This is a genomic window from Shewanella sp. 492, from assembly GCF_059338445.1.
In genome coordinates, this window is record NZ_CM181702.1 from 3909881 (window position 1) to 3921842 (window position 11962).

General features: G+C 51.7%; 15 protein-coding genes. 3 read left to right on the plus strand and 12 right to left on the minus strand.

What is annotated here, in order from left to right:
• Positions 1-8: 8 nt before the first annotated feature.
• Genes AC5YBX_RS17215 through flgB form a run of 5 tightly spaced genes read right to left on the minus strand, consistent with a single transcriptional unit; the run spans position 9 to position 3428 of the window.
• The gene (locus AC5YBX_RS17215) at positions 9-743 is read right to left on the minus strand and encodes a flagellar basal body rod protein FlgF (RefSeq protein ID WP_475515289.1); all 735 of its coding nucleotides are present in this window, start codon (positions 741-743) and stop codon (positions 9-11) included.
• Between the two features lie 11 nt (positions 744-754).
• Positions 755-1963: a flagellar hook protein FlgE gene (gene flgE, locus AC5YBX_RS17220; RefSeq protein WP_494524142.1), complete on the minus strand. Its 1209-nt coding sequence runs from the start codon at positions 1961-1963 to the stop codon at positions 755-757.
• Positions 1964-1986: 23 nt separating this feature from the next.
• Positions 1987-2649 (minus strand): flagellar hook assembly protein FlgD, encoded by a 663-nt coding sequence (locus tag AC5YBX_RS17225; RefSeq protein WP_475515291.1) that lies wholly within the window; start codon positions 2647-2649, stop codon positions 1987-1989.
• On the minus strand, positions 2650-3069 hold the full coding sequence (gene flgC, locus AC5YBX_RS17230; protein ID WP_494520521.1) for a flagellar basal body rod protein FlgC: 420 nt from the start codon (positions 3067-3069) through the stop codon (positions 2650-2652).
• Positions 3070-3077: 8 nt separating this feature from the next.
• Positions 3078-3428 (minus strand): flagellar basal body rod protein FlgB, encoded by a 351-nt coding sequence (gene flgB, locus AC5YBX_RS17235; protein WP_110458435.1) that lies wholly within the window; start codon positions 3426-3428, stop codon positions 3078-3080.
• A 221-nt stretch (positions 3429-3649) separates the two neighbouring features.
• On the opposite strand from flgB, the gene flgA reads away from it, so the two are divergent.
• The 3 genes from flgA to AC5YBX_RS17250 all read left to right on the plus strand — a co-directional run bounded on the left by flgA (position 3650) and on the right by AC5YBX_RS17250 (position 5100).
• Positions 3650-4264 carry a flagellar basal body P-ring formation chaperone FlgA gene (flgA, locus tag AC5YBX_RS17240; protein ID WP_494520520.1) on the plus strand — a complete coding sequence of 205 codons (615 nt, stop codon included), beginning with the start codon at positions 3650-3652 and terminating at the stop codon, positions 4262-4264.
• A gap of 94 nt (positions 4265-4358) precedes the next feature.
• Positions 4359-4646: a flagellar biosynthesis anti-sigma factor FlgM gene (flgM, locus tag AC5YBX_RS17245; RefSeq protein ID WP_475515294.1), complete on the plus strand. Its 288-nt coding sequence runs from the start codon at positions 4359-4361 to the stop codon at positions 4644-4646.
• Entirely contained in the window at positions 4639-5100 is a 462-nt protein-coding gene (locus tag AC5YBX_RS17250) for a flagellar protein FlgN (RefSeq protein ID WP_494520519.1), read from the plus strand. Before flgM ends, AC5YBX_RS17250 begins: the two co-directional genes overlap by 8 nt.
• An 18-nt stretch (positions 5101-5118) precedes the next feature.
• Here the strand turns inward: AC5YBX_RS17250 and AC5YBX_RS17255 are convergent, their stop codons facing one another.
• The 7 genes from AC5YBX_RS17255 to AC5YBX_RS17285 are packed head-to-tail and all read right to left on the minus strand — an operon-like array spanning position 5119 to position 11945.
• Entirely contained in the window at positions 5119-5553 is a 435-nt protein-coding gene (locus tag AC5YBX_RS17255; RefSeq protein ID WP_494520518.1) for a hypothetical protein, read from the minus strand.
• Complete coding sequence (locus tag AC5YBX_RS17260; RefSeq protein ID WP_494520517.1) at positions 5525-6880, minus strand: FliI/YscN family ATPase; 1356 nt, start codon at positions 6878-6880, stop codon at positions 5525-5527. Before AC5YBX_RS17260 ends, AC5YBX_RS17255 begins: the two co-directional genes overlap by 29 nt.
• Positions 6858-7565: a flagellar assembly protein FliH gene (gene fliH, locus AC5YBX_RS17265; protein WP_494524143.1), complete on the minus strand. Its 708-nt coding sequence runs from the start codon at positions 7563-7565 to the stop codon at positions 6858-6860. The genes AC5YBX_RS17260 and fliH overlap by 23 nt, the downstream gene beginning before the upstream one ends.
• Entirely contained in the window at positions 7565-8551 is a 987-nt protein-coding gene (locus AC5YBX_RS17270) for a flagellar motor switch protein FliG (RefSeq protein WP_494521559.1), read from the minus strand. The genes fliH and AC5YBX_RS17270 overlap by 1 nt, the downstream gene beginning before the upstream one ends.
• Positions 8552-8573: 22 nt before the next feature.
• Positions 8574-10259, minus strand: a complete 1686-nt coding sequence (fliF, locus tag AC5YBX_RS17275; protein WP_494524144.1) for a flagellar basal-body MS-ring/collar protein FliF — start codon at positions 10257-10259, stop codon at positions 8574-8576.
• Between the two features lie 12 nt (positions 10260-10271).
• Positions 10272-10610 carry a flagellar hook-basal body complex protein FliE gene (gene fliE / locus AC5YBX_RS17280; protein WP_494520514.1) on the minus strand — a complete coding sequence of 113 codons (339 nt, stop codon included), beginning with the start codon at positions 10608-10610 and terminating at the stop codon, positions 10272-10274.
• Between the two features lie 27 nt (positions 10611-10637).
• The gene (locus AC5YBX_RS17285; protein WP_494524145.1) at positions 10638-11945 is read right to left on the minus strand and encodes a sigma-54 interaction domain-containing protein; all 1308 of its coding nucleotides are present in this window, start codon (positions 11943-11945) and stop codon (positions 10638-10640) included.
• Positions 11946-11962 lie beyond the last annotated feature (17 nt).

An 11962-nucleotide genomic window follows, 5' to 3' on the forward strand; every position in this document is an offset into this window, starting at 1 on the left:
ACTATCCTTTACACATTACGCAGTAGACGATTGCCGACTTCGGCCAATTTCTCTGCGCTTTTCATTAATTTCACCTGAACTTCAAACTGACGGCTCAAATCCATTGAGGCGATAAGCTCGCTCACCGCTTGTACGTTACTGGCTTCGAGGAAACCACTATTGACGCGCACTTCATCGTCTTGTGGCAGATCAGCGCCGTCACGGCGATACAAGAGACCATCTGGGCCTTTTTGCATTTGCGCCATATCGCTATTCACCAGCTTTAGTCGCCCAACTTCCTCAATCACTCCGCCTTCAGATGGCAAAATGCTGATGGTGCCATCTTCACCGACAAACAAGTCTTTATGCTCAGGCAATACCAGTGGTCCATCGACGCCCAGCACGGGGCGACCGTCAACGGTCAACTGGCCTTCACCGTCGGCGATCATGGCTCCGGCGCGGGTATAGGCTTCGCCGCCATCGACCATGACACTGAACATGCCTTGGTCATGAATCGCCATGTCCAATTTGCGACCCGTGGGGTTCACCGCGCCGCTCTGCTGGCTAAAGCCGCTGCTTTGGGTCAAGGCTAACACTCGGGTGTCAAAGCTACCTGGTGTGTTAGGGATCGCCATGGCGTTCACTCGCTCCAGATCGGCCTTAAAGCCCGTAGTCTCGGCGTTGGCCAAGTTATTCGCGCGAATGGTTTGTGCTTCCATAATACGCGTAGCACCGCTAACGGCTGTATACAGCATCTTGTCCATGTTGTTAGCCCTTAAATAGCGTTAAGTAAGGCTTGCTGCATGGTCGAGTTAACGTCCAGCACCTTAGCGTTAGACTGGTAGTTACGCTGCGCTGACATCAAGTTAACCATCTCTGCGGTGGTATCGACGTTAGAGCCTTCTAAGTAGCCGCCGGTAACGTTACCCATGGTGCCGGTAGCGGGCGCGCCAAGAATAGCTTGGCCGGCACCGTTTGTGGCAACCCAGGCATTGTTACTGATAGGTTCTAGGCCATTAGGGTTAGCGAAGTTAGCCAGTGCCACTTGGCCCTGTAACTGCTCTTGGCCGTTAGTGTATGTGCCATATAGCAAACCGTTGTCATCGAGACGTACGCCCTTTAGATCACCAGAGGTGTAACCGTCTTGGCTCAGGCTAGAGTTATTGTACGCCGCCGCATATTGGGTGCTCTTATCAAAGCCCACATCGAATGCCATCGCCGTCGCGCCATCTAAGATAGCTGGGTCGTTGATGTTCATGGTCAGGGTATTGCCAGCGGTTAAGATACCGTTTGAATCAAAGGTCATGGTGTGACCGCCAGCAGGTGTCACATCAACACCTTCCATCATGTAGTGCACGCTCCACTCGTTAGAGGCGGTTTTTACATGGTATTGGGTGAGTGCGTGTTCGTTACCTAAAGAGTCATACACACTGACGGTGCTTGATGAGTGGTAGCTGTCCATGTTGGCAGGATCGAAAGGCACTAACGCTGGGTCAATCACATCGACGCGAGCATCAAGGTTTGAGACTAAGCCAACTGTAGTAGTGGCTTTGGCCGCCAAGGCCGCCGTTTGCACTTGCAGATCAGTGGTGTTACCCGTTTGAATTTGACCTGTGGCGCCCGCGGCATAGCCCTGTAAGCGATTACCCACAGGGTCAACGATAAAACCTTGTGAATCCTGATGGAACATACCCGCACGGGCATACATACCGCCGCCATCAACGCCTTTTAGCACGAAGAAACCTTCACCCTGGATCCCCATATCTAACTGGCGTCCGGTGTAAGTTAAGCTGCCACCCTTGGAAAAGTTTTGGCTGGTCGACATGACGCTGACGCCACCGGCTTGGCCGCCGTTATAGATGGCGGCAAATTCACTACGGCCACCACGAAAACCCACGGTAGATGAGTTAGCAATGTTATTACTGATGGTGTTGAGATCTTGTGTCGTGGCCTGTAAGCCGCTTAGCGCTATGTTAAATGACATTCTAATACCCTATTAAAATAAATTTATGAAACTTCAGAAATATTCAGCACTGAAATTGTGCCTAGACCATGGCCCATCTCGGCCATCATCATTCCTGATGCGCTCGCGAAATGAATTTTTTCGATTGGCGCTTTAATGTATGTGGGTGCCATTAACACCGACTCGCCCACGGTGGCGTTGGCTTTAAGCTCATATTTGCCCGCAGGCAAGCCTAAGGCTTCGGGGTCAATGTTAAAGGCGATATCGCCTTTAGATTGCGCGCCCAGCTTAACGGTTTGCACCACTTCGCCTTGCTCGTTGATCACCTCAATCTCTAGGTCTTCGACGCCGTTTTCTAAAAACACTTTGCCTTCAACCGCTTCATTGCCTAGTTCAAGGCCAGAGGCTGGCACCATGGCACTCTTGCCAATCAGCGATGCCGATTGCACTATGCCTAAGTTCTCCATCATCACCATCTGGTTCGACTGGTTTTCGCGCATATACTCTAAGCTCTCTACTTGCGAGAACTGAGCTAACTGCGAGACATATTCGGCACTGTTAATCGGCTTAGTCGGATCCTGGTTTTGGATCTGAGCAATCATCAACGTCATAAATTCATTTTTGAGCGAGGCAGCATCATTGCCTGGCGCTTGCAACACATTAGCGCTCTGCTGCGCTTGGCTGTCCGTAGTACGTCCTACTTCCATTTACTTGTTTCCTAATTGCAGTAAGCCCTGCTGCATAGAGCGGGCACGGTTCATCACTTCAACACTGGTCTCAAACGAACGGCTCGCCGCCATCATGTCGGCCATCTCTTCAACGGTATTAACGTTGGAATACGCCACGTAACCTTGCTCGTTCGCAAACGGATGGTTGGGCTCATAACGCATATCCAGCGGCGCATCGGCTTGCACTATATCGCTAATCTCAACCGAGGCGCTGGCGGCTTTGCCTTCTTGCATCTGGCTATAGATAGTGGCAAATACCGGCTTTAACGCACGGTAAGCTTGCTCTGGCGACTCGGCAGCCGTTCCGGCATTGGCTAAGTTACTGGCCACGGTATTTAAGCGTATGGTTTGGGCATTCATGCCTGCACCCGCTATTTGGTAGATTTCTCCAAATGACATAGGGACTCCTAGCGACCTTCGATAGCCGTTTTTAAGCCGGCAATTTTCATGTTAAGAAATGTCAGGCTGGTCTGATAATCCATCGCATTTTGCGAATATCTCGCCTGCTCTTTGCCAAGCTCAACCGTGTTATTGTCGGCAGAACTTTGATAAGGCACGCGATAACCGATATCGTAGCGATTAGCGTTGCTGGCACCCGATTCAATGCGAGCCATTACCTTACTGAAGTCCAGATCTCGCGCCTTGTAACCAGGGGTTTCGGCGTTCACCAAATTACCCGCCAGCACCTTGCTTCTCTCTACCCTAAAGTTCAGTGTTTGGGGGTGAATTCCCAACGCCGTATCGAGGTTGATAGCCATCTCAATTCCTAGTAATGTATGCTCAACAATGTTTATGGCACTGAGTATACAATTAATATGCCAAGTATTTTAAATCAAATTAAACAAACACTTAGATGTTGAGACCTGCCATAGTCGGAAGCCTAACTTCCCTCTTCCTCTTAGGCGGATTCGGTTTACTTCCGCTGCCGGTGTATAGCCAGACAGACACAACTTCCGCCAGCGCACAAATTGAGCAACAGATGCGGCGCTCAATCGAAACACAACTGAGCCGCTGGCAACAGCAACAGGCTATCGATAAGGTGCAACATAAGATGGTGATTCGCGTGCCATCAGGGGCTGATAACCTTGAGCCTTGCCCGCAAAGCATCACCATAGATCCGCCTCAAGGCTTACCCTTCGGCCGAGTGCAACGCAAGCTGAGTTGCCCCTCTCAAGGTTGGTCTTTGTATGTCAGGGCAAAAGTGACGCTGCACGCCTATTTACCTGTCGCCAATAGGAACTTGCAAAGAGATGAGATAGTGACATCTGCCGATCTGCACTGGAAAATGTTACCGCTGAAGGCCTCAGATCAAGATGTGATCACCCAAGAGGCCAACTTGCTTGGCCAACAAGTAACCCGCAAACTGCGTAAAAATAAACCTATTCGCGCCGCCTATCTCGAGGCGCCAAGGCTGATTAATGTCGGCGATGAGGTGATTATCGAGGCCAGCAGTGAGGGGTTTTATGCTAATATGCTCGGCGTCGCCTTGGATGTGGGTAAAGAGGGCGATGCTATTCGGGTTAAAAATAGCAGTTCAGGCAAGGTGATCACCGCCTATGTGGTGGCCAAAGGTCGAGTCCGCACCCAGTTTTAGGCTTATTAGCTTAAAAAATCCCTAAAAAAGTTTTAGCGATGTCACAATCCGGTCGCTCATATAGAGTATCAAGCCGAATTATCGAGTGAGTACAATGGAAATCAATAAAATCAACAGCGCTATTGGAGCTGAGATTGGGGCCAATAAGAGCAATGTAAATGCTCAAGCCACCCCAGCGCCTCAATCAGCCGCTACGTCTGCTCCAGCGCAGCTTTCGATCAGTCAGGATTGGCAGTCGCTTGAACAATCTCAGCAGGCACTACAGCAACTTGACGATGTGGATCATGACAAAATTGCCGCACTGCGTCAGTCGCTGCAAGACGGTAGCTTCTCAGTAGATTTAGATCAGATTGCCGATAAGATGCTTAACCAACATGGATAAACCCCAAGTTGATAAGCGCTTGTTAGTGCAGACGCTGCTACGTGATATTCGCTTAGATGTGGATGACTACAGCCAGCTAAAAAGCATGCTGAAACATCAAAGAGAATTAATGCAGCGCACCGACAACCAAGGGCTATCACTGCATAATACGCGTCAAACGGCACTGTGCGACAAACTAGCACAACGGGCCGCTCAGCGTAGTGAGATCCTGATACAATTGGGGTTTGATGGCGATGCCAATGGCATGAAGCGCTTACTGGCCGCCCTTCCGAATCAGTTGCGTCCACAAATTAAAATTTTGTGGGATAACTTACAGTTGCTAGTGAAAGATAGCCATCAGGCCAATGAAGTGAATGGCCGTCTATTAGCATTGCAGCAAGAAACCCTCACTCGGTTGCTCAATCCTGATAGCCAGCATCAACAGATAGATTACGGCAATCACCTAGCTCGCTAATGTTAAGCTGAAATTGCGTTAGCGAGACACATTGCCCCGCGTATAAAACCCTGCCATATCATCTAAGGTCGCTTGCTCTTGACGCATGCTGTGCTCCAGTAGCGCCTCGTTGGTCTGCTGCTGTAACCACTTTAGTCCTTGCTGCCGCCCCAACTGCTTACGCCATAAATTGTCGACTCGTGCCTGCTCTTGTTGCAGCAAGGTCTGCTGTTGAGCCAGTTTGCTCTTCATCGGCTCTAACGCTTGGGCCATCTGGGTCGCGTTTTGCCATAACAGCGGATGCGCCCCATATTGGCGACCGCTATAATCGCTGATCATCTCACTTAAGGCTTGATGTTGTTGCTGAGCCTGCTGCATACGGCGCAACGCCTCATCACGCTTTAGCCCTAATTGCGCGAGCTTTTTCTCTTCCTGTTGACACAATCTAGACAGTTGTCGCTGACGCTGGCGCATAACCCATCACTTCCATTAATTGCTCTAACTGTTGCAGACTATCGGCGCGGCTGATTTTGGTGTCGGCCGCTTGGCGTAAAAACTTGGCCATCTCGGGATAGGCTTGTACAGCCAAGTCCATCTCGGGATCTTGCCCCGCCTGATAACCGCCTAATGGCAATAATTCACGCACCTCGTTATAGCGACTCAAGAGGTGGCGCATAATATGGCTCTGCTCTAGCTGACTTGGGCTGGCGATCTGAGTGGCTAAACGGCTCACAGATGCATTAACGTCGATGGCGGGAAAATGGCCGCGCTCGGCCAGTTTACGGCTCAGTACAATATGGCCATCGAGGATCGCACGGGCCGAATCCGCCACGGGGTCTTGCTGGTCGTCCCCCTCGGTTAGTACCGTATAGAAGGCGGTTAAGGTGCCTTGTGGGTGCTGACCATTACCGGCCATCTCCACCAAACGAGGCAACTGCGCAAATGCCGAAGGCGGGTAGCCTTTAGTGGCTGGCGGCTCGCCCAAGCTGAGGGCGATTTCTCGCTGCGCCTGAGCGTAGCGAGTTAACGAATCCACCAGCAGTAATACTTGCTTGCCCTGATCGCGAAAACCACAGGCAATGGCATGGGATAAACGCATCGCGCGCAGGCGCATCAAGGGCGTGGTATCGGCGGGTGCGGCAATCACCACCGCGCGGCGCCGGCCAGCTTCGCCAAGAGTCTCTTCAATAAATTCGCGTACTTCGCGGCCACGCTCGCCAATCAATCCCACCACCACCACATCGGCTTCGGTGAAGCGGGTCATCATGCCCAAGAGCACACTCTTACCCACGCCTGAGCCGGCAAACAAGCCTAAGCGTTGGCCACGGCCTATGGGCAATAAACTGTTGATGGCTCTCACACCAACATCCAGCGCTTGTTTTATTGGCTGACGCAACAAGGGGTTATAACTGGTGTCTGATTGTGGCACGCGGGCGATACCGGTTAACTCGCCTAAGGTGTCTAACGGCTGACCTAATCCATCGAGTACCCGTCCGAGCAGCCCTTCACCTATGGTTAGCGTTTGCTGCTCGACCATGGGTAGCACGCGGGCGCCGGGCATCAGCCCTTGGGTGGTTTCAATCGGCATGAGACAGAGCACATCCTTATGAAAGCCCACCACTTCGGCTTCGATAAGCCGGCCATTACGCCCCTCGATTTGGCAGCGATCGCCCATGCCAAGCTGGCAGCCAACGGCCTCCAGCAACAGGCCGTTGACTCGAGTCAACCGTCCATAGACACGGGCAACGGGCACATTAGGCCAGTCCTGCGGTGCTAACTCAGGCTTCAAGTTCCGCCTCATTCAATTTGGCTTCGACCTGCTGCATGCAGGCATCGAGCCGCGTTTCTACCGAGGCATCGGCGTCAGATTTATCGCTGACAATGCGGCAGCTGCCAGCAGAAATACTGGCGTCTGGTACTAGGTTCCAGCCACGGATTTTATCTTCGGCCAGCTCTTTTAACTTGGTCACGGCCGAAGGCTCAAGGTGAATTTTAACGTCACTTTGATCATCGGGCAGTGCGCTTAAGGTCTCTTCCACCAGCTTAAGGATTTGCTGCGGCTGCAGGGTTAATTCACAGCGGATCACCTGTTGTGAGACGCGGCGAACCAGATCTAAAATCAGGCTCTGCTGTTCACTGACCTGTTTGCAATGACCTTCTTCTAGCAAGGCTTTGAGCGCCCCCAGGGGAGCAATTATCTCATTGAGCTGCTCATCGATACTGGCTTTGCCTGCTTGCTGGCCTTCAAGTTTACCTTGCAAAAAACCGGCGGCATGCCCAGCGGTTGTGCCCTCTTGCAAGCCTACTTCATAGCCAGCGTCGCGGCCTTGCTGCATGCCTTCATCGTAGCCTTGCTCGAACGCTTGCTGATAATCTTGCCAGCCAGAGCCTTCACTGCCGGGCTCGCCAGCGCTGGAGAGCGGCGGAAATCGATAGCGTCGTGCTAGCTTGTCATCTAAGCGCCAGCGGGTAGGTTTGTCCGCCATTAGCTCACCACCTGCTCTTCAAATAGCTGTAACTCAATTTCGCCATCTGCCACCATCTGCTTGGCGAGCGTCATAATATCCTTGCGCGCACCGTTGGCGCGGCTTACCGGCACACTCCCCAGGGCATCGACCTGAGTTTCAATCGCCGATGACATACGTTTAGGTAAGGCATCGAGTAGCGCGTCTTTAAGCTCTAAGTCGATCCCTTTTAGGGCTAGGGCTAAGGTTTCACCTGGCACTTGTCCTAATAAGGTCTGCAAAGTATCTGACTTTTGACGCCCCAAAATAATAAAGTCGAACATGTTGTCGGTAACATCGCTGGCCAACTGTTTGTCGAACAGTTTAATCATCTCCATCAACTGCTCACGGTCGCCTTCAAAACGGTTAAGAATATCGGCCACTTGCTTAACGCCTGCCACTTGAGTGTGGCTCTTTTCCATCGCCATCAGCATGCAGCGCTCCACCAGCTGACGCAGTTCATCGACCACGTGGCGGTCGAGATCGCCCAGCTGAGCAATACGAATTAACACCTCGTCTTGGCTGACGCTTGGCAACATTTTTAAAATTTCGGCGGCACTTTCTGGTGGTAGCAAGCCCAGCAACACTGCCTGTAGCTGGCTATGCTCGTGGGCAATTTCTCTGGCAAGCAGTTTAGGTTCCACCCATTCTAAGCGTTTCACCAGCACTTTAATTTCATCGCCATAGATGTTGTCGATCAGACTTTTAGCCACGCGATCACCCAAGGCGATATCGAGGGTTTTTTGTAAATAAGAGCGTGAGGCTCTGGCAATACCCGACTGCTCTTTATAGCGCTCGAAGAAGCGGCTCAATACCGCTTCCGCTTTTTGTTGAGTGATGCTGGAGAGGCGAGCCATTTTGTGGCTCAGGTGCTGGACATCATCACGGTCGAGATGCGCCATCACCATCGCTGCGCCTTCTTCACCCATGCTCAGCAGCAACATGGCCGCTTGCGAATAGTTGTCCATCTTGATGTCGAGATCGTTATTATCATTCACCGTCTTTATTACCTATCCAATGAGCTATTACTTCGGCAACCCGTGCCGGTTCCTTATTTGCCAGCATGCTGAGGTGCTCCATCTTCACCGTTAAGGGTGAACCCGGCTCTGGCAATCCTTGACTACCCAGCCAATCGGCGTCGGCAAGCTGTTTGTCACCACTGGCTTTTGGCGGTAAGGCCGCTGGCGCGGGCTCGCTGATAGCCGCGGTGGGGAGTGCAGCTTGGTTTTCGGCTTCGGTGTTGTCGGCTTTCTTCTGTGAGGTCCGAGTCAAGTGCTTCACCAGTGGACGCAACACGAAGAAGATCAGGCCGATCCCCAACAATCCACCGATCAGATAGCGTAGGTAAGTTTGATAATGCTCAGCCTGCCACCAAGGCATTGGGCTAAATTCGGCCACGGTAATGGGGGCAAAAGCAAACGCATTGATGCTAAAGCTATCGCCTCGCGGAGCTGAAAAGCCGATGGCATCTTTCACCATGTTGCCTAATTTGAGTAGCTGCGCCTCTTCCTGCGCAGCATCGGCGATAGTGGCACTATTGACCAATACCGACACAGAGAGGTTTTCTAACTGCATCTGCTGATAACGGATATGGCGTACTGAGCGGCCAACATCATATTGACGGCTCTCTTCTTGACGCACATTTCGGTTAGTATCTGTGCCTGCATCCTCTTCGTTTGGCTGCGGTGGTTGATTGCTCAAGGCGCCAGGGATGCCTGCCGCAATGGCGGCATTGTTATCGTCTAAACTGGTGCGCTCTTGGGTCATCACGGCTTGTGGATCGAGTGACTCTTTGGTCTCTTCCACTTGGTTAAAATTAACTTTGGCGGTCACTCTGACTTGGAAATTTTCAGCCCCTAGTACAGGCGCCAACATAGATGAAGCGTTGGCGATTAAGCTCTGCTCTAACTCGCGGGTGTATTGCAGTTGGCGGTCGCGCGCCTGAGTAATATCTTGATTATCAGCGATAGCGGCACTTAAAAAGTTACCGTTTTGATCGACCACTTTAACGTTAGCCGGCGTCATACCTGTGACGCTGCCCGCCACTAGGTTCACAATCGACTCTACTTGAGCTTCGTTCAATGTCGAGCCAGAATAGAGTTGCACCATCACCGAAGCCGTGGGGAGTTCGGGCTGCTGACGGATAAACAGGGTACGCTTAGGGATAGCTAAATGCACTCGTGCGGCACGAACCGGCTTGAGTGCCATAATGGTGCGCGATAATTCGCCTTCGAGGCTGTGACGGTATTTCGCCTGCTCCATAAACTGGCTGGTGCCCAGACCTGCGTTGTCGAGCTGATCCATCCCTGATGGCACTTTAGCCTTTACACCACGGGCAGCGAGTAACATCCGCGCCATGCCGAGTTGATCTTCGGCCACCAGCACTAAACCGGTATTGGCTTCGAGTCGATAATTAACACCCTCCGCCTCAAGCACTTCAATAACTTGCGAGGTTTCAACGTTTTCTTGGCTGCCATACAGCGGGCGATACCCTTGACTGGCGGTCCATAGCATAAGCACGATCACGCTCGCCACCACACTGGACAGCAGCGCCAATACCATCACCTGACGGTCACCATTGGTGAACTGACGCCACTTTTGCGCCACACTCGCCAACGGGCTAGTACGGGCATCGGCGTTGATGTCCGGGCTAGATTGAATAACAGAAGTAGACATACAACAATTTCCTTACAAAGGCATCTTCATTACATCGTCGAAGGCTTGCACCAATCGATTACGGATTTGCATCATGGCCGAAAAGGATAGGCTAGCCTTTTGTGACGCGACCATGGCACCTACCAAGTCGTCGCTCTTGCCGCTATCTACCGCTTTCATCATCATTGATGAGTGGTTTTGATCTTGGTTTATCGCCGAGATTTTGTGTTTCATCAACTCGGTAAACGATCCAACAGCCATGCCATTATCGGCAGGATTGGCGCTAATATTGATGGCTCCCTTGGCAATCTCACGATGCACGCTCAGGGTGTCGAGTAGTCCAGTCGAGCTGACGTGCGTCCCATTAACCATAACAATTCCTATTTTTCTTTAGTTGCTTCATGCCGCTTGACCAGCACGTTGTAGTAATTGATCGACGTCGATGCCCGACTCGCGCATTTGTGCCAACTTGTACCTCAGCGCTCGCGTGGTCATCCCTAGTGCATCGGCACTTTGGTTACGATTACCATTGAAACGTTTGAGGATGTCGACGATATATTGAAACTCTGCCTGACGCTTAGACGCCTTGAGGCCATCGCCATTGTCTGTAGGCTCTGGTGACATCAGCAGCTCAACGGCTAAGCCTAACTCTGCCGCTTGTATCGCCTGGCCGCGGCGCATCACTAACGCGCGTTGAATACAGTTTTCTAACTCACGTACATTGCCCGGCCAATCGTGTGCCATTAATAGCTGTTTTGCCGGTTCGCTGAAGTAGCACGGCGCCGCCGACTCAGGGGTGTCGTATAAACATAAAAAATGTTCGGCTAAGGGTAAAATATCGGCCTTGCGTTCACGCAGCGGTGAAATGGTTAGCGGTAACACGTCCAGGCGATAGAAGAGGTCTTCTCTGAAGCTGCCCATCTCAACGGCTTTACGTAAGTCTTTATTGGTCGAGGCGATTAATCTGATATTTAACGGGATCAGCTGATTACCACCCAAGCGTTCGACTTCGCGCTCTTGTAATACTCGCAATAATTTCGCTTGCAACAACAGTGGCATTTCGCCTATTTCATCGAGTAGCAAGGTGCCACCGTTGGCCTGTTCAAATTTACCCGCTTTATCACATACAGCGCCGGTGAAGGCCCCTCTGACGTGACCAAACAGTACCGATTCCAACATGCTCTCAGGAATGGCCGCGCAGTTTATGGCCACAAATGCCTTATTGGCTCGTGATGAGTGGCGATGAATATAATGAGCGAGTGGCTCTTTACCTGTGCCGCTCTCACCACAAAGCAGGACGCTGGCCTCGGTTGCGGCGGCGCGATGCGCTAACATCAATAGCTGGCGGCTTACGGCTGCAGCGACAACTAAACTGGTGTCGGGCTGCTCGAGACGGCGTAACCGGTTTAACAGCGCAAATAGCGACTCGCCAATCACTGGCAGTAATAAGTAATCCTGCGCGCCAGCTTGCATCGCCGCTGCGGCTAATTCACTTTGCTCTGGCGCTAACAGTGCCACCAGATTTGCGGTTTGATACTGGGTGAGTTGCGCAGCCACTTCGGTGGGATCACACTGTGATAAGTTAACCAAGGTTAACCAAGGCTGACTAGTGCTTTGTTGCCATAAACTAAATCCAGCACTAAACAACTGTTGCTGGATTTCATCTGGCAGCTCAATGCCTAGGGTTCTAATACTGAGGGTATTCATATCGATGCTCTCCAATT